A 20297-nucleotide genomic window follows, 5' to 3' on the forward strand; every position below is an offset into this window, starting at 1 on the left:
CGCGGTCTCAGAGCTGGATGACCAGCTCGGCCCCCTTGGCGCGCGAGCAGCACAGCGCCACCTTGTGGCGCCGCTCGCTGCCCGTGAGGCAGAAGTCGCGGTGCTCGGCGCCCTCGCCATCGGCGCCGACCACGCAGGTGCCGCACAGGCCCTGCTCGCACGACACCGGGATGTCGATGCCGACCTCGTGCAGCGCGTCGACCGCGGTCTGGTCGGCCGCCACCGGCACCGCGATGCCGCGCTGCGCGAGCCGCAGCACGAAGGGCTGGCCCGCGGTGGCGGCGGCGTCGGTGGGCGCGGCGAAGTACTCGGCGTGGATCGCGTCCTCGGGCCACTGCGCGGCGGCGGCCGCGTCGCGCACCGCCTGCATGAAGCCGCCGGGGCCGCAGACATAGAGATGGGCGGCACCGGCATGCGCGGCCAGCAGCGCGCGCAGGTCGATGCGCTGCGAGGCGTCGCCCTGGTCGAGGTGCAGCCGGACATGCGGCGCCAGCGCCGGAGCGCGCAGCGCCTCGGCGAAGGCCAGGTGCTCCTCGGCGCGCGCGAACACGCACAGCGTGAAGCCCTCGCCGCGCGCGGCCAGTGCCTGCGCCATCGCCAGCAGCGGCGTCATGCCGATGCCGCCGGCCAGCAGCAGGTGGTGGCGCGCCTGCGCCTGCAGCGGGAAGGTGTTGCGCGGCGTGCTGATCGGCAGCAGGTCGCCCTCGCGCACGCGCTCGTGCATCGAGGCCGAGCCGCCGCGGCTCGCGGCCTCGCGCTTCACGCCGATCAGGTAGGACGAGACGGTGCCGTCCGAGGGCGCGCGCGCCAGCGAGTACTGGCGCGAGAAGCCGCCGGGCATGTGCACGTCGATGTGCGCGCCGGCTTCGTAGCCGGGCAGCGCGCGGCCCCAGGGATGGGCCAGCTCGAAGGCCAGGATTTCGGGCGTCTGGCGCGCGATGCGCGTCACGCGGACGGTGAGCGTGCGTTCGAGGCTCATGGTGTTTTCTCCCGGATCGTTGGGGTCGTGGTCACAGCGTTTGCAGCTTGCGCGCCACGCGCTCGATGAAGCGCGTGCGGTCGAGCGCGGTCACGGCGTTCATGTCGTGCAGCTGCAGCCAGGTCACCTTGCAGCGCCAGGCGAACAGGGCGCGCAGCGCGCGCGTGAACAGCCGCCGCCCGGGGTCGCCGATGATCATCACGAACCAGCGCGGTGAGCCGCCCGTGGTGACCACCGTGAGGCGCTGGATGTGGCGCATGCCCGAGCGCGCGGCCTGGCCCTTGCGCTCGGCCGGCAGGAAGGCCACGCCGGGCAGCCACACCCGTTCCAGCCAGCCCTTGAGCATCGAGGGCGGTCCGTGGAACCAGGTGGGATAGACGAACACCAGGTGCTCGGCCCACAGCAGCGCCTCGACGTGGGGTTGCACGCGTTCGCGGATCAATTGGGTGTTGTCGAGGTACGCGATGCGTTCCTCGCGTGTCAGCGTCGGGTCGAAGCCCTCGGCGTACAGGTCGATGGCCCGGACCTGGTGGCGGGGTTCGAGGGCGGCGAGCGCCGTGCGGTAGAGCGCGTGGTTGAAGCTGTCAGGGTTCGGATGGCAATGAACGACGAGCGTTTTCATGAAAGGGCCGGTTCGCCGACGCAGCAGCGATACGGGGTCAGAGCCCAGGAATGAAGAGCCGCACGGTGCCTTATGGCATCCCAGGCGCCGGCATCTGACCCCGGCGCAAGCACCGCGCGGCCCGCGGAGAAATCGGTGTGGTCGTGGATCGGATCCTTGGTCGCGGCCTACTTGCCCGTGAGCTTCTTGCGCACGTCCAGGCCCACGCCCTTGTTGACGAACTGGGTCGTGACCACCTTCGACAGGTCGACCTCGCCGGGCTTGTAGAGGCCGGCCTTGACCATCTTGTCGTAGAAGTCCTTCACGCGCGCCTCGTCCATCGCGCCGATGCCCTTGGTCAGCGACTCGCCGCTGTCGACGATGCCCATCTTCTTCATCAGCTCGATCGAGCCCTGCAGCGCGGCCACGGGCGAGTCGGGGTTGGTCTTGGCGATCAGCTCGTTGGCGGCCTTGTTGTCGCCGTAGAGGTAGTTGTTCCAGCCGATGATCGAGGCCTCGACGAACTTGCGCACCGTCTCGGGCTTGGTCTTCACCAGGTCGGCGCGCGTCTCGATGGTGGTCGAATAGGTCGAGAAGCCGTTGTCGGCCAGCAGCTGCACCACCGGGTCGAAGCCGGCCTGGGCCTTGATCGACAGCGGCTCGGAGATCGCGTAGCCCTGCTGGATCGACTTCTTGTCGGCCAGGAACGGACCCACGTTGAAGGTGTAGGGCTTGAGCTGCGAATCCTTGAAGCCATGCTCCGACTTCATCCACTGCCAGAAGCTGAACTGGCCATCCTTGCCGATGAAGGCCACGGGCGCCTTGGTCATGTCCTTGAAGCTGTCGAAGCCCTGGCCCGGGTGCGCGAACATGGCCTGCGGGTCCTTCTGGAAGAAGGCCGCGACCACCACCGTGGGCACGCCGTTCTTCACGTTGTCGAAGGACTGCAGCAGGTTGCCGGTCATCAGGAAGTCGATCTTGCCGGCCGGCAGCATCGGCCGGTTGTTGACCATCGGGCCGCCCTGCTGGATCTCGACGTCGAGGCCGTACTTCTTGTAGGTGCCGTCCACCAGCGCCTGGTAGAAGCCGCCATGGCCGGCCTGCGCCTTCCAGTTGGTGGCGAACACCACCTTCTCCTGCGCCTGCGCGGCGAAGGCGGCGGCGGTCAGCGCCAGGCCGAGGGCCAGGCTGCCGAGCGGGCGGATGCGGAAAGCGGGGATGCGCATGAGGACGTGCTCCTGTGGAGGTTTCTTGGAAAAAGGACGGGACGCGAAGCCTAAATCTTTTCAGCGGTCGATGGCCATGTCGGGCGTCCAGCCGCGCGTCTTGCCGGGGTTCATCAGCCCCATCGGGTCGCTGCGCTTCTTGAACTCGATCTGCTGCGTGTCGATGGTCTTCATGCCGCCGTCCTCGATGGTCACCACGTGCGGGTTGAAGATCTTGCAGCCGCCCTGCGATTCGATTTCGCGGATCAGTTCGTACTGGCGCGCCTCGCCGGTCCAGCGCACCAGCAGGATGCCGAAGGTGCCGGCCTCGCCGCCGGCGCGCGCGAAGTCCTGGTGCTGCAGCACCTCGTCGCCGAAGATCTCGAGGTGGCGCTCGACCACCGCGGGATCGAAGGGCTGCGCGTAGGCCACCTGCAGGTAGGTCCAGCCGCGGTCCATCTTGAGCGCCTGCAGCGTCGTGTGGTTGAACGCGCATTCGTAGGCCGGCGGCAGGCCGGCCGCGAGCAGCTCGGCCTCGGTGCCGGCCAGCGCGATGTGGCCGCCGTGCGCGGCCGCGAGCGCGCGGAAGTCGTCCATCGACCCGGGCGCGACCATCGTGAAGACCGCATGCCGGTCGGCGGGAAAGTGCTCGCCCATCGCCGTGTAGTAGGGCGAGAAGCGCGCCTCCACGGTCGACAGCAGGAACAGGTCGAGGTCGGGCGTGCTGGCCGCGATGCCGAAATCGAGCGCCGCGCGGTAGCGCTCGAACAGCACCGTGCAGTGCACCCAGTCGACGGCCGGGCTCAGTGCCACCTCCACGTCGAGGATCACGCCGTTGGTGCCGTAGGCATGGTGCACCTGCTGGATCTCGTCGCCCGCGAGCTCGATCACGCGCGGCTCGCGCTCCACCGTCATCACGCGCGCGCGCAGCAGGTTGCCGGGGTCGCGCAGGATGCCGTGGCGGAACGAGCCGATGCCGCCGAAGCCGCCCGCGATGAAGCCGCCGAGGCTGGCCACGTGCCAGGTCGAGGGCCACATGCGCAGCGCCTGGCCGGTCTCGCGCGCGGCCAGGTCGATGTCGTGCATGCGCGCGCCGGCCTCCACCCGCATGCGGCCGTCGCCGATGTCGAGCACGCGGCACAGCTGCGTCACGTCCATCACCAGGCCGCCCTCGAGCGGCACGCACTGGCCGTAGTTGCCGGTGCCGCCCGCGCGCACCGTGAGCGGCAGTTTCCACTTGGCGGCGGTGGCGCAGACCTGGCGCACGTCGTCCTCGGTGCCGACCTTCACGACCAGCTCGGCCACGCAGCCCGAGAGCTGCGCCGTGAGGATCGGGCTGTACCAGAAGAAGTCCTTCGACAGCTGCTTGCGCTGGCCCGGCGCGGTGACCAGGTTCAGGCCCGCGAGGTCGCGATGCACCGCGTCCCAGTCGACGGCCGGGGCGAGCGAGGTCCTAGCGTTCACGGCGCATTTCGCTTTCATGCCAGTGGCCCAGCACCAGGCGCGAGAGCGCGGCGAAGACGATGAAGATCACGATCCCGAGCAGCGACACCAAGAGCAGCGCCGCGAACATCATCGGGATCTCGGTGCGGAAGCTCGACTCGAGGATGCGCGAGGCCAGCCCGGTTTCCTTGCCGGCCGTGCCCGCGGTGAACTCGGCCACCACCGCGCCGATCAGGCTCAGGCCGCCCGCGATCTTCAGGCCCGCCATGAAGTAGGGCAGCGCACTCGGTGCGAGCAGGTAGCGGAAGGTCTGCCAGGGCGAGGCCTTGTAGAGCTGGAACAGGTCGCGCAGGTTGCTGTCGGCGCTCTTGAGGCCCACCACCGTGTTCGACAGGATCGGGAAGAAGGCCACGATCCAGGCGCACAGCAGCAGTGCCGCGGTGGTGCTCGAGACGTAGATCAGGATCAGCGGCGCGATCGCGATGATCGGCGTGACCTGCAGGATCACGGCGATCGGGAACAGCCCGATCTCCACCCACTTGAACAGCGCGAAGGCGATCGCCAGCAGCACGCCGCCGACGATGGCCGCGGCCAGCGCGAGCAGCGTGAGCCGCACGGTGAACCACAGCGCGCTGGAGAGCGTGTCCCAGTTGTCGAACAGCGTCTTCAGGATCAGCGAGGGCGCGGGCAGGATGTAGTGCGGGATGTTGTTGGCGCGCACGGTCCATTCCCACAGCAGCAGCAGCGCGCCGACCACCACCGCGGGCACCACGATGCGCAGCAGCGATTCGCGCCGGCGCTGCCGGTCCTCGTGGGCGCGCTGGGCGTCGGCCGAGGGCGTGGCGAGGTCGTCGTCGTGCACGGCGGCGACCGCGGTCTCAGTGATCGATGTCGACGCCATGCAGGGCTCCATGCAGGGATTGGGACACCGCGGTGCAGTGCGCGTTGTAGCGGCTCGAGGTGCGGAAGGCCTCGCCGCGCGGGTAGGGCTCGTCGATGCGGATCTCGTCGATCACGCGGCCCGGGCGCGCGGCCATCACCACGATGCGGTTCGAGAGGTAGACCGACTCGTAGACGCTGTGCGTGACGAACACCACCGAGAAGCGGTGCTCGCGCCAGATCGCGAGCAGGTCGTTGTTGAGCTTGATGCGCGTCATCTCGTCGAGCGCGGCGAAGGGCTCGTCCATCAGCAGCAGGCGCGGGTGCGTGACCAGCGCGCGCGCGATCGACACCCGCATCTTCATGCCGCCCGAGAGCTCGCGCGGATAGACGTCGGCGAAGCGCGAGAGCCCGACCATCTCGAGCACCTGCTGCACCACGGGCGCGGCGGCGTCGCGCTTCATGCCCGCGAGCTTGAGCGGCAGCCAGACGTTGTCGAACACCTTGGCCCAGGGCATCAGCGTCGGCTCCTGGAACACGAAGCCCAGGTCGCGGTCGGTGCGCGCGGCGGCGCCGCCGGTCCAGGCCATCTCGCCGCTGCTGGCGCGCGTGAGGCCGGCGATCAGCCGCAGCGCCGTGCTCTTGCCGCAGCCCGAGGGGCCGAGGAAGCTGATGAAGTCGTGCGCGCCGATGTCGAGCGACATGCCCTGCAGCGCGAGCGTGCCGTTGGCGAAGCGCTTGCCGACGTTGCGCAGCCGGACCAGCGGCGCTTCGGCATCGGGGATGGATGGCGTGGTGCTTTCCATGGGGTGTTCCGGAGGGCGTGGCGGGGCGCGAGCCTAGCGCCAGGCGGGCTCGTTGGCCAGGCGCGACAGCGGGAAGCGGTCGACCTCGCGCAGCAGGTCGACGAAGCGCCGGCCCACGTGGTCGAGCACCGCGGCGCCCTTCTCGGCCGTGGCGCGGGTGGCGTCGCCGGCCGCGCCCATCGGGTTGATGTCGTGCATCTGCCAGCCGAGCTTGCCGCTGGGCGTGATCGAGAGGTACTTGTTCTCGGCCGCCAGGTCCTCGGTCATCGAGTGGAAGTTGCGGAACTGGTCGGCGCGCACGTAGTCGGGCGTGAGGTGCAGCATCACCGAGCTCTCGAGGTCGCCGGCGTGGATGCCGTGCCTGCCCTCGTGCGCGGTGAACAGGCCCTCGGGCAGGCCCAGCGTGTACCAGTTGGCGGCCACCACCATCATCCCGTGCGCTTCGCGCAGGTCGCGCGCCACGATGTCCATCACGCTCATCTGGCCGCCGTGGCTGTTGTAGAGCACCAGCTTGCGCACGCCGGCGCGCGCCACGCAGGCGCCGATGTCGGTCCACATCGCGATCAGCGTGCTGGCCGAGACCGTGAGCGTGCCCGGGTAGCGCGAGTGCTCGTTGCTCTTGCCGTAGGGCACCGTGGGCAGGAACAGCACGGGCAGGTCGTCGGGCAGGTGGGGGAGCGTGGCGCGCACCATGCCGTCGATGGTGGCGGTGTCGGTCGACATCGGCAGGTGCGGACCGTGCTGCTCGGTGGCGCCCACCGGCAGCACGGCGATCAGCCGTTCGCGGTCGAGGCGGGAGAACTCTTCGCTGGTCAGGTCCGACCAGAAGCGGCTGCGCAGGGTGACCGGGTTCATCGGGATGGTCCTCGTTCGTGGCGACGGCGCGGATGATGACCTAAATTATCCGAATGGTCAAAAAAAGTCGCGTCAGGGTTTTCCTTGGGCTGCCGCCCTGCGCTCGGGTCGTCGCGCTCAGGTCGTCGCGACCCCGGCCTTGCGCCACGGCCACGGCAGCAGCAGGCAGGCGCCGACCAGCGTCACGCCGCCGGCCAGCGCGCAGAACACCTCGACCGGGAAGCGCGGCACCACGCTGCCGAGCAGGAACGAGACCGAGAAGATGCCGAGGTTGAGCAGGCTCGCGTGATAGGAGTTGATGGTGCCGCGGTAGCGCTCGGACAGCGCGCTGAGCCGCGCATGGTGCAGCGGCCCCGCGCAGCCGTAGCCGAAGGCCCAGGGCAGGCCGAGCAGCACCAGCTGCGTGGTCGAGCCCACCGGCAGCGCCAGGCCCAGCAGGCCCGCCGCCGCGGCCAGCGCCGCCAGTGGCAGCGCGGCCTCGCCGAGCGCGCGCTGCAGCCGGCCGCTGGCGAGGTTGCCGGCGATCACGGCCAGGCCGAACAGGCCGGCGATCAGGCCGGTGTCGGTCGACGACAGCACCAGCTTGCGCGCCGCCACCTCGGCCACCACGGCGCCGAAGCCCGCCACCCAGCCGAGCCAGAGATAGCTGACCGCGAGCCGCCGCCGCACGCCGGGCGTGCGCAGCGCCTGCGCATGGGTGGCGAGAAAGCCCGCATGCGATGTGGCGGACGGCACGCGCTGCACAAAGGCGCGCGTCACCGCGAGAAAGGCCAGCGCGGCCATCGCCGCGAGCGTGTAGTAGGCCGAGCGCCAGCCCGCGGTGTCGGTCAGCCAGCCGGCCACCACCGGCGTGAGCACGAAGGCCAGCATCAGGCCGACGAACACGTGGCTGAGCCGGCGGCCGATCTGCTCGGGCGGCGATTCGTCGGCCACCAGCGACAGCGCATTGGGCTGGATCAGACCCGCGCACAGCCCGGCCAGGGCCGACAGCACGATCGCCACCGCCAGGCTCGGCGCGCTCGGGAGCGCGGCGCTCAGCAGCGCGAAGCCCAGCAGCCCGGCCTGCAGCGGCCGCCGGCGGCCCCAGCGGTCCGACAGCGGCCCGGCGATCAGCGCGAAGGCGCCATAGGCGAGCCCATAGGCGGCCGGCAGGTAGGCGATGGCGCTCGAGCGCACGCCGAGGTCGGCACTCATCGCGCCCATCATCGGGCCCGCCACCACCTCGGCCGAGCCGATGAGGAACAGGCAACAGAACAGCGTGGCGACCTGGGTCGTCTTCATGGCGTCAGGGGGCTTCGTGGATCAGCGGCGCACGACGTAGCGCGTGACCACCGGCGGCGATTCGCCCAGGTGGAAGGCCAGCCGGCGCTCGCGCAGCGCCATGTCGGCGGCGGTCGCGCGGTTGAAGCGGCGCAGGTGCTCGGTCCAGCTCTCGTCGACGATCTGCTCGACGTAGCGGCCCGGCTCGCCGATGTCGTGCAGCAGCTCCCAGCCGATCGCGCCCTGGCTCAGCCGCGCGCGGCGCGTCTGCTGCATCACCAGGTGGAAGGCCGCGGCGCGCGCCGGGTCGATGATGAATTCGACGTGGATCACCACGCGGCCGTTCTCCTGCGGCGCCTCGGAAGGCGGCCCCGAGGCCCAGCCGGCCTTGGCGGGCGTGGTGTCGTCCTCGCCCGAGACGTCGGTGACCCAGCGCAGCGCGGCCAGCATCAGCAGCGTGCCGGTGATCGAGGCCACGACCAGGCTGACCTGCAGGTCGGTGACCGTGGCGACCTGGCCCCACAGCGCGGCGCCGATCGCGCTCGCGCCCATGATCGCCATCTGGTAGGTCGACATGCCGCGCGCGCGCACCCAGTCGGGCAGCGCGAGCTGGGCCGACACCGACAGCGAATTGGCCACTGTGATCCAGGCCATGCCGCCGAAGAACATCGCCGGCACCGCGACCCAGGCATTGGGCGCGAAGGCCATCACCGCCGTGGCGGCCGACTGCAGCGCGGTGCCGCGCAGCACCAGCTGGTCGCGCCCCAGCGCCTGGCGCAGCCGCGGCAGGAACAGCACCGCCACGATCGCGCCCGAGCCCATGGCCGCCAGCAGCAGGGTGAAGGTGCCGGCGCCGCCGCCCTGGAGGTTGCGTGCCAGCAGCGGCAGCAGCGCCAGCAGCGCCGTCGAATGGAAGAAGAAGATCGTGATGCGGCTGAGCACCGCGCGCATGCGCTGCGACTGCCAGACGAACTGCACGCCCACGCGCATCGCGCTGATCAGCCGCTCGCGGCCCAGCGGATTGGGCGTGTGCTCGCGGCGCCAGCGCAGCACCACGAAGCCCGAGGCCACCGACAGCACCGCATTGAGCGCGAACACCCAGACGCTGCCCGCGCTCGCGATCAGCATGCCGGCCGTGAGCGGGCCGATGATGCGCGAGGCGTTCATCGCGATGCCGTTGAGCCCGAGCGCGGCGGGCAATTGCGGGCGCGGCACCAGCTCGGGCACGATGGCCGAGAACACCGGCCAGCGCAGTGCCAGCCCGATGCCGTTGGCGAAGGTCAGCGCCAGCAGCAGCGGCGCGGTCATCATGTCGAGCGCGATCGCGGCGCACAGCACGATCGCCGTGCCCGCGAGCCAGAACTGCGTGGCCATCAGCCAGCGTCGGCGGTCGAGGATGTCGGCCAGCGCGCCGCTGGGCAGGCCGAGCAGGAACACCGGCAGCGTGGAGGCCGACTGCACCAGCGCGACCCAGATCGGCGAGGTGGTCAGCGAGGTCATCATCCACGCCGCCGCCACGTCGTTCATCCACATGCAGATGTTGGCGATCAGCCAGGTGCTCCACAGCATGCGGAACACCGGCAGCTTCAGCGGCTCGAGCGCGGCGAGCTTGGGCGGCTTCGGCCGCGCTGGCGGGATGGGCGTCTCTTCGGGCGATATCGGGGGCATGTGGGGCTATTGTCGCCGCGAGGCCCCGAGCCGGTCAGCCAGCGGTCAGCCGCGGTCGCTGCGCGCGAGCCGGTGCTCGAGCCGGCGCAGCAGCGTGGTCAGCACCAGCGTCATCACCCAGTAGATCACCGAGATCGCGAGATAGGGCTCCCAGTAGCGCGCATAGGCGCCGGCCACCGTGCGCGCCGCGTAGGCCAGCTCGGCCAGGCCGATGGCGGAGACCAGGGAGGTGTCCTTCAGCAGCGCGATCGCGTTGTTGCCCAGCGGCGGCAGCATGCGGCGGAAGGCCTGCGGCAGCACCACGTAACGCATCACCTGCGCCGGGTTGAAGCCCAGCGAGCGGCCGGCGTCGAACTGGCCGCGCGAGATCGACTGGATGCCCGCGCGGAACACCTCGGAGATGTAGGCCGCCGAATTGAGCGTGAGCGCCACCACGCCCGAGATCAGCGCCCCGTGCTCCTGCTTGAGCGTGCGCGCGAGCTCGCCGTCGATCAGCAGGCCGGAGGTGGGGTGGATGAACACCGGCATCACCGCGAAGTGGATCAAGAGGATCTGCACGAACAGCGGCGTGCCGCGGAAGAAGCTCACGTACACCGTGGCCGGCCAGCGCAGGAAGAAGCGCGCCACCCAGGTCCAGGGCGCATGCCGCGGCTGCGCGAGCCGCGCCAGCGCCAGGCACAGGCCCCAGCTCGCGCCCAGCAGCACGCAGACCACCGTCATGCGCAAGGTCATCCAGGCGCCCTGCCAGAACAGGTCCTTGTATTCGACCAGGATGTCCCAGCGGAACCATCCGAACAGCAACACCGGTTGTTCCATGGCGGCTTCCTTCAATGCAGAGAAACGAACGAAAAGAAAAACGAAACGGCCGCGAAGCGCGGCCGTGGGAGCAAAACGGGGGCCGTGCGGCTCAGCGCACGTTCGGGTCCTTGTTGAACCACTTCTTGTAGATCGTCACGTAGCTGCCGTCGGCGCGGATCGCCGCCAGGCCGGCCGAGAGCTTGTCGAGCAGCGCCTTGTCGCCCTTCTTCACCACGATGCCGAAGCCTTCCTCGGGGAAGGACTTGTCGTCGACGGTCTTCAGATCGGGGTTCTGCGACACGCGGTAGGCGATCACGCCGTTGTCGCCCATCGCCGCGTCGACGCCACCGCCGGCCAGCTCGGAGATGATCAGCGGCGTGCTCTCGAAGCGGCGGATGTTCGGGCTGGTCTTGCCGAACTCGCGCGATGCGATGTCGTCGGCCGTCGAGGCGCTCACCACCGCGATCTTCTTGCCCGTGAGGTCCTTGAGCGAGGCGACCGTGCTGTTCTTCGGCAGCGCGATCAGCTGGCGCGCCGCGAAGTAGGGCGGCGTGAAGTCGTAGCTCTGCTTGCGCTTCTCGTTGATCGTCACGCCCGAGATCACGAGGTCGACGTCGCCGTTGTTGAGCGCGCCGAAGATGCCGGTGAATGGCGTGTTCACGATCTTGATCTTCAGGCCCTGCTGCTTCGCGATGGCGTTGATGATGTCGATGTCGAAGCCGACGATCTGCTTGTCCTTGTTCTCGAACGCGAACGGCGCATAGGTGGCGCTGGAGGCCACGGTCAGTTCGCGGTTCTGCGCCTGGGCGGGCGCCAGGGCGCCGAAAGCCAGCAAGGCGGCGGCAAAGCCAAGCGCCAGGGCGCGGCGGGTGGGGGTCATGCGGAGTCCTCGGGTGCGCCGGGTGGCGGTTGGGGTGGGCGAGGATTTTAGGCTGGCGGGCGGCGGGTTCCGTGGCCCATCGGCGCCGGTCCCGTCGGGCCCTCGCGGCCGCTACTTCGCCAGGTGCCCCAGCGGCAGCGCGCTGCTCGCCTTCACCTCGCCGAGCGAGAAGCTGGTGTGCAGGTCCTTCACGTTCGGCAGGTTCATCAGGTGCTGCCGCGCGAAGGCGGAGAAACCGTCGAGGTCGCGCGCCACAACCTGCAGTTCGAAGGTGCCGGTGCCGCTGATGTAGTGGCAGGCCACGACCTCGGGCATCTTGCGGATGGCGTCCTCGAGCTTGCGGGTCGCTTCGTTGGTGACGCGCTCGGTGTCGACGCGCACGAAAGCGAGCACGCCCAGCCCGATCTTGTGCCGGTCGATCTCGGCGCGGTAGCCCTTGATGAAGCCGGCCTCTTCCAGCGCGCGCACGCGGCGCCAGCAGGGCGCGGCCGACAGGCCCACGCGCTGCGCAAGCTCGGCGTTGGTGAGGCGGCCGTCGGTCTGCAGTTCTTGCAGGATGGCAAGGTCGAACTTGTCAATGCTTTCCATAAGCCTCGATATTAAGCAATCTTCTTTCTGGAAGTGGCTTTTTGGGGGCATGGAAAGCAAACACCTGTCGCGGACCCCGGCATACACTTTGCGTGATCATGGGCTCGCGCCCGACCGGGCACAGACCCGCACCTATCAGCCAGGCCCACAAGGCCCTGCCACCACGGAGACGACAGACATGAACGCCCCGCTGCCCGAGCACATCCGCCGCGCGCTAGAAACCGTCACGCTCGACGACAAATACAGCCTCGACTACGGGCGCGCATTCATGAGCGGGGTCCAGGCCCTGGTCAAGCTGCCGATGCTGCAGCGCCTGCGCGACAAGCAGGTCGGCAAGAACACGGCCGGCTTCATCAGCGGCTACCGCGGCTCGCCGCTCGGCGGCTACGACCAGGCGCTGTGGAAGGCCAGCAAGTTCCTCAAGGAACAGAACATCGTCTTCCAGCCCGGCGTGAACGAAGAGCTCGCGGCCACCGCGCTGTGGGGCACCCAGCAGCTGGGCTTCTCGCCACAGGGCACCAACAAGTTCGACGGCGTCTTCGGCATCTGGTACGGCAAGGGCCCGGGCGTGGACCGCTGCTCCGACGTCTTCAAGCACGCCAACATGGCGGGCACCACCGCCTGGGGCGGCGTGATCGCGGTGGCCGGCGACGACCACATCTCCAAGAGCTCGACCGCGGCGCACCAGAGCGACCACATCTTCAAGGCCTGCGGCACGCCGGTGTTCTTCCCGGCCAACGTGCAGGAAATCCTCGACCTCGGCATCCACGCCTTCGCGCTGAGCCGCTTCTCGGGCGTGTGGTCGGGCATGAAGACGATCCAGGAGATCGTCGAGTCGAGCGCCACGGCCATGATCGACCCCGAGCGCGTCGACATCGTGATCCCGACCGACTTCGAGATGCCGCCCGGCGGCCTGCACATCCGCTGGCCCGACCATGCGCTGGAGCAGGAAGCCCGGCTCATGCACTACAAGTGGTATGCCGCGCTGGCCTACATCCGCGCCAACCGCCTCAACCACAACGTGATCGAGGGCCCGAACGACCGCTTCGGCATCATGGCCAGCGGCAAGGCCTACAACGACACCCGCCAGGCCCTGATCGACCTGGGGCTGGACGACGCGGCCTGCCGCCAGCTCGGCATCCGGCTGCACAAGGTGGGCGTGGTGTGGCCGCTCGAGGCGCAGCTCACGCGCGAGTTCGCCACCGGCCTGCAGGAGATCCTGGTGGTCGAGGAGAAGCGCCAGGTCATCGAATACCAGCTCAAGGAAGAGCTCTACAACTGGCGCTCCGACGTGCGGCCCAACGTGGTCGGCAAGTTCGACGAGGGCGAGGTGCATGCGGCCGAGGGCTACTCGGGCGGCGAATGGTCGATGCCCAACCCGACCGCCCACACGCTGCTGCGCGCCAATGCCGACCTGAACCCGGCGCTGATCGCCAAGGCGATCGCCGGGCGCCTCAAGAAGACGGGCGTGCTGCCCGCCGGCTCCGACATGGCGGCGCGCATCGACGCGCAGCTCGCGATCCTCGAGGCCAAGGAACGCTCGATGCAGGTGATCCAGGCCGAGGGCGTGAAGGACGCGCGCCAGCCCTGGTTCTGCTCGGGCTGCCCGCACAACACCAGCACCGTGGTGCCCGAGGGCTCGCGCGCCATGGGCGGCATCGGCTGCCACTTCATGGCGACCTGGATGGACCGCTCCACCATCGGCTTCACGCAGATGGGCGGCGAGGGCGTGCCATGGGTGGGCCAGCAGCCGTTCACGACCGACCAGCACATCTTCGCCAACCTCGGCGACGGCACCTACTTCCACAGCGGCCTGCTGGCGATCCGCCAGAGCATCGCGGCCGGCGTGAACATCACCTACAAGATCCTCTACAACGACGCGGTCGCGATGACCGGCGGCCAGACCGTGGGCGAGCGCCCCGAGGGCCACTCGGTGCTGCAGATCGCCGAGAGCCTGCATGCCGAGGGCGCCAAGAAGGTCGTGATCGTGACCGACGAGCCCGAGAAGTACGAGGGCGTCAGCATCCCGGGCGACCACGTGCAGGTCAAGCACCGCGACCTGCTCGACGAGATCCAGCGCGAGTTCCGCGCGATGCCCGGCACCACGGCCATCATCTACGACCAGACCTGCGCCACCGAGAAGCGCCGCCGCCGCAAGCGGGGCACGGCCGTCGACCCGGCCAAGCGCGTGGTCATCAACGAGCTGGTCTGCGAAGGCTGCGGCGACTGCGGCGTGCAGAGCAACTGCCTGAGCGTGGAGCCGCTGGAGACCGAGTTCGGCCGCAAGCGCACGATCAACCAGAGCACCTGCAACAAGGACATGAGCTGCCTCAAGGGCTTCTGCCCGAGCTTCGTCAGCGTCGAGGGCGGCCAGCTCAAGAAGAAGGCGAAGAACAAGGCGGCCACGCCGGCCGAGTTCGGCCTGCTGCCCGAGCCCACGATCCCGTCGCTGGCCGGCGGCAAGGTCTGGGGCGTGGTGGTGGCCGGTGTCGGCGGCACCGGCGTGATCACCATCGGCCAGCTGCTGGGCATGGCCGCGCACATCGAGGCCAAGGGCATCGTCACGCAGGACGCGGCCGGCCTGGCGCAGAAGGGCGGCGCCACCTGGAGCCACGTGCTGATCGGCGACACCCAGGGCGACATCCGCACCACCCGCGTGGGCACGGCGGCGGCCGACCTGATCCTGGCCTGCGACCCGCTGGTGTCGGTGAATGGCGAGACCATGGCGCGCATGCGCGAGGGCCGCACCCACGTGGCGCTCAACACGCACAGCGCGCCCACGGCCGCCTTCGTGCGCAACGCCAACTGGCAGAACCCCGAGGACGCCTGTGCCGCCGAGATCGCGCGCGCCGTGGGCGCCGAGGGCGTGGGCGCCTTCGATGCCGACGCGGCCGCGACCGCGCTGATGGGCGACACCATCTACGTCAACCCGATGATCCTGGGCTACGCCTGGCAGAAGGGCTGGATCCCGCTGGCGCACGAGTCGCTGATGCGCGCGATCGAGCTCAACGCCGTGGCGATCGAGAACAACAAGGCCGCCTTCGAATGGGGCCGCCAGGCCGCCGTGCGGCCAGACGAGCTGCAAAAGCGCGTGCGTCCCGGCCAGGTGATCGAGTTCAAGAAGCGCGAGAGCGTCGACAGCCTGGTGGCGCGCCGTGTCGAGTTCCTGACCGGCTACCAGAACGCGGCCTATGCCGACGAGTACCGCCGCTTCGTCGCCAAGGTGCAGCAGGCCGAGAGCAGCCTGACCGGCAAGACCGCGCTGACCGAGACGGTGGCGCGCTACCTGTTCAAGCTCATGGCCTACAAGGACGAGTACGAGGTCGCGCGGCTGCACACCGACCGCGCCTTCCTCGAGCGCATCGAGGGCATGTTCGAGGGCGACTTCAAGCTCAACTACCACCTCGCGCCGCCGCTGATCGCGAAGAAGAACGCCAAGGGCCAGTTGCTGAAGCAGAAGTTCGGCCCCTCGATGCTGACGGGCTTCAGGCTGCTGGCCAAGCTCAAGGGCTTGCGCGGCACCGCCTTCGACCTGTTCGGCCGCACCGAGGAGCGCAAGACCGAGCGCGCGCTGATCGGCGAGTACCGCGCGAGCATCGACGAGGTGATCGGCGCGCTGCGCGCCGACAACCATGCGCTGGCGCTCGAGATCGCGGCGCTGCCCGAGCAGATCCGCGGCTACGGCCACGTGAAGGAGCGCAACCTCGAGGCCGCGCGCCTGCGCTGGAACGAGCTGCTGGCCCGGTGGCGCCAGCCCCGCGCCGAACGCGCGGCAGCCTGAGCGCTGGCCCGGCCGCGCCGGCGCCGGGCCCGTGGGCCTGGCGCCGAAACCGTGCTGTCACAGGCACCGCTTAGGATCGATGCTATTCAAAACATAGCAATCCAGGAGCGCCTCCCAAACACCGAATGCCCACCGCCCCGCGCCGGATAAGCGCGCGGAGCGGCGCTTCGCCACGAATACAATGCCCGGTGCTGTGCGGCGGCCAAGCCCCGCCTGGCTTCGATTCGCGGCCCGTGCCCGTTGACCCTTGGCCCGTTCGAAGGCCCTGGTGCGAAGGCCCTGGTGCCGCCGAACCCCGAGCGCGGCTCGCGCCGGAGTCATTACCTCTTCCCTCTGTTGGAGACTTCCTTGTTCATTTCTACCGCTTTCGCCCAGACCGCCGCTCCCGCTGCCGGAGGTGGCGACATGTTGTCCTCGCTGGGCAGCATGCTCCCCCTGGTGCTCATGTTCGTGGTGCTGTATTTCGTCATGATCCGCCCGCAGATGAAGCGCCAGAAGGAAGCCCGCGCGATGATCGAGGCGCTGGTCAAGGGCGATGAAGTCGCCACCGCCGGCGGCGTGCTCGGCAAGATCACCTCGGTCGGCGACCAGTACCTGGGCCTCGAGATCGCCAACGGCGTCGAGATCAAGGTGCAGCGCAGCGCGGTGGTGCAGGTGCTGCCCAAGGGCGCCGTCAAATAAGAAAGAAAAGCGTGGCCCGGTCTTGCGCTTCGTTGCCCCGGACCTCAAGTCACGCCGTGTCCCGTTCCTGCCGTCTCTGAAAAGCGCGATCTCATGAACCGTTACCCGGTCTGGAAGTACGCGATCATCGTGATCGTGCTGCTCGTGGGGCTGATCTATGCCCTGCCCAATTTCTTCGGCGAGGCACCTGCGGTGCAGGTCTCGTCGGCCAAGTCGACCGTCAAGGTCGACAGCGCCACCCAGACCCGCGTCGAGGAGGCCCTGAAGGCGGGCGACCTCGTGCCCGATCTGATCACGCTCGATGGCGGTTCGTTGCGCGCTCGCTTCGGCAGCCCCGACGAGCAGCTCAAGGCGCGCGACCTGATCCAGCATGCGCTGGTGCCCGACGCCGCCGACCCGCCCTACACGGTGGCGTTGAACCTGGTGTCGCGCTCGCCCAAGTGGCTCACGGCGCTGCACGCCTTCCCGATGTACCTGGGGCTCGACCTGCGTGGCGGCGTCGACTTCCTGCTGCAGGTCGACATGAAGGGCGCCATCGACAAGAAGGCCGAATCCTTCGCGAGCGACCTGCGCACCAACTTCCGCTCGAAGGACATCCGCGGCACCCAGGTGAGCCGCAACGGCCAGACCGTCGAGGTGACCTTCCGCGACGCCGCGGCGCTGGAAAAGGCCAAGCAGCTGATCCAGGACCAGTTCCCCGACCTCACGACCACCGACGGTCCGGACGGCAGCAACTGGCGCCTCGTCGCCACCATCAAGCCCGAGGCCGCGCGCCGCCTGCAGGACGCCGCGCTCAAGCAGAACATCACCACGCTGCACAACCGGATCAACGAACTCGGCGTGGCCGAACCCGTGATCCAGCAGCAGGGCATCGACCGCATCGTCGTGCAGCTGCCGGGCGTGCAGGACACGGCCAAGGCCAAGGAAATCCTCGGCCGCACCGCCACTCTCGAGATGCGCCTGGTCGACGAATCGTCCGAAGGCCGCGCGGCCGAGCTCAGCGGCGGGCCGGTGCCCTTCGGTTCGGAGAAGTTCTTCGACCGCGCGGGCCGCCCGGTGATCGTCAAGAAGCAGGTGCTGGTCACCGGCGAGAACCTCACCGACGCGCAGCCCGGCTTCGACCAGCAGAGCAACCAGCCCAAGGTCGACCTGACGATGGACGCCAAGGGCGGCAACATCATGCGCGACGTCAGCCGCGAGAACTACAAGAAGCGCATGGCGATGATGATCTTCGAGAAGGGCAAGGGCGAAGTGCTCACGGCTCCCTCGATCAACGGCGAGCTCGGCAACCGCTTCCAGGTCTCGGGCTCGATGAGCGTGACCGAGGCCAACGACCTCGCGCTGCTGCTGCGCGCCGGCTCGCTGGCCGCGCCGATGGAAATCATCCAGGAACGCACCATCGGCCCGACGCTGGGCGCCGACAACATCGACAAGGGCATCAAGTCCGTGATGTACGGCTTCCTGGCGATCATGGTCTTCATGTGCGTGTACTACGCGCTGTTCGGCCTGTTCTCGTCGATCGCGCTGGCGGTCAACCTGCTGCTGCTGGTGGCGCTGCTGTCGATGATCCAGGCCACGCTCACGCTGCCCGGCATCGCGGCCATGGCGCTCGCGATCGGCGTGGCGATCGACTCCAACGTGCTGATCAACGAGCGCGTGCGCGAGGAACTGCGCAACGGCGCCTCGCCGCAGGCGGCCATCCACGCCGGCTACGACCGCGCGTGGGGCACCATCCTCGACTCCAACGTGACCACGCTGATCGCGGGCATCGCGCTGCTGGCCTTCGGCTCCGGCCCGGTGCGCGGCTTCGCGGTGGTGCACTGCCTGGGCATCGTGACCTCGATGTTCTCGGCCGTGTTCTTCTCGCGCGGCGTCGTGAACTTCTGGTACGGCGGCAAGAAGAAGCTCAAGAGCGTGTCGATCGGCACCGTCTGGCGCCCCAAGACCGATACCGCCGACGGTACGTCCGTGGCCGAAGCCAAGTAAGGAAAGAAGGCCATGGAGTTCTTCCGCATCCACCGCACCATTCCGTTCATGCGCCATGCCCTGGTGCTGAACATCATCTCCTTCGCGACCTTCGCGCTGGCGGTGTTCTTCCTGATGCACCGCGGCCTGCACCTGTCGGTCGAGTTCACCGGCGGCACCGTGATGGAGGTGGCCTATTCGCAGCCCGCCGACGTCGGCAAGATCCGCGACGCCGTGAGCAAGCTCGGCTACCAGGAAGTGCTGGTGCAGAACTACGGCAGCTCGCGTGACGTGCAGATTCGCCTGCCGGCGCGCCAGGGCATGAGCGCCGAGCAGCAGAGCGTGCCGGTGATGGCCGCGCTCAAGGCCATCGACCCTTCCGCCACGCAGCGCGGCATCGAGTTCGTCGGCCCGCAGGTGGGCGAGGAGCTCACCACCAACGGCCTGAAGGCGCTGGGCATGGTGGTGGTCGGGATCATGATCTACCTGGCGTTCCGCTTCGAGTGGAAGTTCGCGCTCGCCACCGTGCTGGCCAACCTGCACGACGTGGTGATCATCCTGGGCTTCTTCGCCTTCTTCCAGTGGGAGTTCTCGCTCGCGGTGCTGGCGGCGGTGCTGGCGGTGCTGGGCTACTCGGTGAACGAATCGGTCGTGATCTTCGACCGGATCCGCGAGAACTTCCGGCGCTACCGGAAGATGACGACCACCGAGATCATCGACAACGCGATCACCTCGACCATCAGCCGGACCATCATCACCCACGGCTCCACGCAGCTGGTGGTGCTGTCGATGTTCTTCTTCGGCGGCCCGACGCTGCACTACTTCGCGCTGGCGCTGACCATCGGCATCTGCTTCGGCATCTACTCGTCGTGCTTCGTGGCGGCGGCGATCGCCATGTGGCTGGGCATCAAGCGCGAGGACCTGATCAAGGGCCCGGTCAAGCGCGACGGCGATCCGGACGATCCGAACGCCGGCGCCGTGGTCTGAAGCGGCGCCCCTGCGGCATCCGCTGGGCAAGGTAAAGTCGGGCCCGTCCCTCGCCGCGAGGCGCCCATGCAACGCGACAGGAAGCGCACCCTTGTGCGGATGCGCTTCCCGATGCAAGCTCGCGTCTGTCGGGTGAAACCGCTACCTGCCCCCTGATCTTCCTCAATGAGCATTGCGCGATCAGCCTCGTCCCTGCAGCTCGCGCGCGAGACGCGTGAGCGTTTCGTGCTGGCGACGGAAGGCGCCATCGTTCCGCTGGCCCGCGCCATCCGCGACCGCCTGACCCAGCTGGCCTCCGAGGTCGGCAGCGCGCGCGCCATGCAGGAGCACCGCGACGACTTCGTGGCGTTCCAGGGCAACGCCTCGCAATGGGTGTCGCTCGCGCAGACCGGCTGGCGCAAGGCGCTCGGCGAGAGCGGCGCCAGCGGCTTCCACACCTCGACCTCGCACACGCAGATGCTGCGGCTCGAGCTGATCGGCGACGAGGTGGTGGAAAGCAACATCCTGTCCTCGCGCCTGGCGCAGATGATCCACGACCGCGCGAGCTTCGAGCTCAGCGACCTGCGGCTGCGCATCCAGCACCTCGAGGGCACGAGCGAGCTCGACGGCAAGGACGTGCTCAAGCCCGAGACCCTGGCCAAGCTGCTGGTCGAGCAATGGCTGGCCGCGGGCCTGAGCCGCCAGCTCTGGACCCGCGTGCAGGACACGGTGCAGGCGCAGCTGGTCGACGTGGTCGCCAAGGCCTACGAGGACGCCAATACTCACCTGGTCGCCCACGGCGTGATGCCCGAGATCGACCTCAAGAGCTTCGTGCGGCGCACCGGCGGCGCGGCCTCGGGCGGCGCGACCGGCCCGGGCGCGCCGGGCGCCGCGCAGCCCGGCGGCTGTCTCTTCTCCACATCTGACACTTCCGACGACTGA

The 20297-nt window shown here is 69.0% G+C and carries 17 protein-coding genes; 5 read left to right on the plus strand and 12 right to left on the minus strand.

All coding sequences use genetic code 11. From position 1 onward, the window contains the following. Nucleotides 1-7 precede the first annotated feature (7 nt). From AC07PU_RS25880 to AC07PU_RS25935, 12 genes are all read right to left on the minus strand, one after another. Nucleotides 8-979, minus strand: coding sequence for a PDR/VanB family oxidoreductase (locus AC07PU_RS25880; protein ID WP_495321435.1), 972 nt, complete (start codon nucleotides 977-979; stop codon nucleotides 8-10). Nucleotides 980-1010: 31 nt separating this feature from the next. After that, nucleotides 1011-1601 carry an NAD(P)H-dependent oxidoreductase gene (locus AC07PU_RS25885; RefSeq protein ID WP_093351348.1) on the minus strand — a complete coding sequence of 197 codons (591 nt, stop codon included), beginning with the start codon at nucleotides 1599-1601 and terminating at the stop codon, nucleotides 1011-1013. Nucleotides 1602-1768: 167 nt separating this feature from the next. Continuing rightward, the gene (locus AC07PU_RS25890) at nucleotides 1769-2806 is read right to left on the minus strand and encodes an ABC transporter substrate-binding protein (RefSeq protein ID WP_209541365.1); all 1038 of its coding nucleotides are present in this window, start codon (nucleotides 2804-2806) and stop codon (nucleotides 1769-1771) included. Nucleotides 2807-2866: 60 nt separating this feature from the next. Next, on the minus strand, nucleotides 2867-4267 hold the full coding sequence (locus AC07PU_RS25895; protein ID WP_495321436.1) for an FAD-binding oxidoreductase: 1401 nt from the start codon (nucleotides 4265-4267) through the stop codon (nucleotides 2867-2869). Beyond that, nucleotides 4239-5129: an ABC transporter permease gene (locus AC07PU_RS25900; RefSeq protein WP_209541363.1), complete on the minus strand. Its 891-nt coding sequence runs from the start codon at nucleotides 5127-5129 to the stop codon at nucleotides 4239-4241. The genes AC07PU_RS25895 and AC07PU_RS25900 overlap by 29 nt, the downstream gene beginning before the upstream one ends. After that, nucleotides 5107-5913: an ABC transporter ATP-binding protein gene (locus tag AC07PU_RS25905; protein WP_495321437.1), complete on the minus strand. Its 807-nt coding sequence runs from the start codon at nucleotides 5911-5913 to the stop codon at nucleotides 5107-5109. The genes AC07PU_RS25900 and AC07PU_RS25905 overlap by 23 nt, the downstream gene beginning before the upstream one ends. A gap of 33 nt (nucleotides 5914-5946) precedes the next feature. Continuing rightward, on the minus strand, nucleotides 5947-6768 hold the full coding sequence (locus AC07PU_RS25910) for a creatininase family protein (protein WP_495321438.1): 822 nt from the start codon (nucleotides 6766-6768) through the stop codon (nucleotides 5947-5949). Nucleotides 6769-6885: 117 nt separating this feature from the next. After that, nucleotides 6886-8049: an MFS transporter gene (locus AC07PU_RS25915; RefSeq protein ID WP_495321439.1), complete on the minus strand. Its 1164-nt coding sequence runs from the start codon at nucleotides 8047-8049 to the stop codon at nucleotides 6886-6888. 21 nt (nucleotides 8050-8070) lie between these two features. Then, nucleotides 8071-9696 carry an MFS transporter gene (locus AC07PU_RS25920; protein WP_495321440.1) on the minus strand — a complete coding sequence of 542 codons (1626 nt, stop codon included), beginning with the start codon at nucleotides 9694-9696 and terminating at the stop codon, nucleotides 8071-8073. A gap of 45 nt (nucleotides 9697-9741) precedes the next feature. Beyond that, nucleotides 9742-10512, minus strand: a complete 771-nt coding sequence (locus AC07PU_RS25925; protein ID WP_057595865.1) for an amino acid ABC transporter permease — start codon at nucleotides 10510-10512, stop codon at nucleotides 9742-9744. Nucleotides 10513-10603: 91 nt separating this feature from the next. Further along, the gene (locus AC07PU_RS25930; protein WP_495321441.1) at nucleotides 10604-11374 is read right to left on the minus strand and encodes a basic amino acid ABC transporter substrate-binding protein; all 771 of its coding nucleotides are present in this window, start codon (nucleotides 11372-11374) and stop codon (nucleotides 10604-10606) included. A 111-nt stretch (nucleotides 11375-11485) separates the two neighbouring features. After that, nucleotides 11486-11962, minus strand: a complete 477-nt coding sequence (locus AC07PU_RS25935; RefSeq protein ID WP_057594358.1) for an Lrp/AsnC family transcriptional regulator — start codon at nucleotides 11960-11962, stop codon at nucleotides 11486-11488. A 178-nt stretch (nucleotides 11963-12140) separates the two neighbouring features. On the opposite strand from AC07PU_RS25935, the gene AC07PU_RS25940 reads away from it, so the two are divergent. From AC07PU_RS25940 to AC07PU_RS25960, 5 genes are all read left to right on the plus strand, one after another. Further along, entirely contained in the window at nucleotides 12141-15743 is a 3603-nt protein-coding gene (locus AC07PU_RS25940; protein WP_495321442.1) for an indolepyruvate ferredoxin oxidoreductase family protein, read from the plus strand. 348 nt (nucleotides 15744-16091) lie between these two features. Further along, on the plus strand, nucleotides 16092-16424 hold the full coding sequence (yajC, locus tag AC07PU_RS25945) for a preprotein translocase subunit YajC (protein ID WP_093351325.1): 333 nt from the start codon (nucleotides 16092-16094) through the stop codon (nucleotides 16422-16424). 93 nt (nucleotides 16425-16517) lie between these two features. Further along, nucleotides 16518-18410 (plus strand): protein translocase subunit SecD, encoded by a 1893-nt coding sequence (gene secD / locus AC07PU_RS25950; protein WP_296774994.1) that lies wholly within the window; start codon nucleotides 16518-16520, stop codon nucleotides 18408-18410. A 12-nt stretch (nucleotides 18411-18422) separates the two neighbouring features. Beyond that, a complete protein-coding gene (secF, locus tag AC07PU_RS25955) occupies nucleotides 18423-19376 on the plus strand; it encodes a protein translocase subunit SecF (RefSeq protein ID WP_093351319.1) in 954 nt (317 codons plus the stop codon). Between the two features lie 165 nt (nucleotides 19377-19541). Further along, entirely contained in the window at nucleotides 19542-20297 is a 756-nt protein-coding gene (locus AC07PU_RS25960; protein WP_495321443.1) for a DUF1631 family protein, read from the plus strand.

The organism is Variovorax sp. GW821-FHT10D07, from assembly GCF_059415325.1.

Coding starts and splice junctions, on each gene's coding strand:
- AC07PU_RS25880 (WP_495321435.1), bottom strand. CDS start 979: ATGAGCCTCGAACGCACGCTCACCGTCCGCGTGACGCGCATCGCGCGC.
- AC07PU_RS25885 (WP_093351348.1), bottom strand. CDS start 1,601: ATGAAAACGCTCGTCGTTCATTGCCATCCGAACCCTGACAGCTTCAAC.
- AC07PU_RS25890 (WP_209541365.1), bottom strand. CDS start 2,806: ATGCGCATCCCCGCTTTCCGCATCCGCCCGCTCGGCAGCCTGGCCCTC.
- AC07PU_RS25895 (WP_495321436.1), bottom strand. CDS start 4,267: ATGAAAGCGAAATGCGCCGTGAACGCTAGGACCTCGCTCGCCCCGGCC.
- AC07PU_RS25900 (WP_209541363.1), bottom strand. CDS start 5,129: ATGGCGTCGACATCGATCACTGAGACCGCGGTCGCCGCCGTGCACGAC.
- AC07PU_RS25905 (WP_495321437.1), bottom strand. CDS start 5,913: ATGGAAAGCACCACGCCATCCATCCCCGATGCCGAAGCGCCGCTGGTC.
- AC07PU_RS25910 (WP_495321438.1), bottom strand. CDS start 6,768: ATGAACCCGGTCACCCTGCGCAGCCGCTTCTGGTCGGACCTGACCAGC.
- AC07PU_RS25915 (WP_495321439.1), bottom strand. CDS start 8,049: ATGAAGACGACCCAGGTCGCCACGCTGTTCTGTTGCCTGTTCCTCATC.
- AC07PU_RS25920 (WP_495321440.1), bottom strand. CDS start 9,696: ATGCCCCCGATATCGCCCGAAGAGACGCCCATCCCGCCAGCGCGGCCG.
- AC07PU_RS25925 (WP_057595865.1), bottom strand. CDS start 10,512: ATGGAACAACCGGTGTTGCTGTTCGGATGGTTCCGCTGGGACATCCTG.
- AC07PU_RS25930 (WP_495321441.1), bottom strand. CDS start 11,374: ATGACCCCCACCCGCCGCGCCCTGGCGCTTGGCTTTGCCGCCGCCTTG.
- AC07PU_RS25935 (WP_057594358.1), bottom strand. CDS start 11,962: ATGGAAAGCATTGACAAGTTCGACCTTGCCATCCTGCAAGAACTGCAG.
- AC07PU_RS25940 (WP_495321442.1), top strand. CDS start 12,141: ATGAACGCCCCGCTGCCCGAGCACATCCGCCGCGCGCTAGAAACCGTC.
- secD (WP_296774994.1), top strand. CDS start 16,518: ATGAACCGTTACCCGGTCTGGAAGTACGCGATCATCGTGATCGTGCTG.
- secF (WP_093351319.1), top strand. CDS start 18,423: ATGGAGTTCTTCCGCATCCACCGCACCATTCCGTTCATGCGCCATGCC.
- AC07PU_RS25960 (WP_495321443.1), top strand. CDS start 19,542: ATGAGCATTGCGCGATCAGCCTCGTCCCTGCAGCTCGCGCGCGAGACG.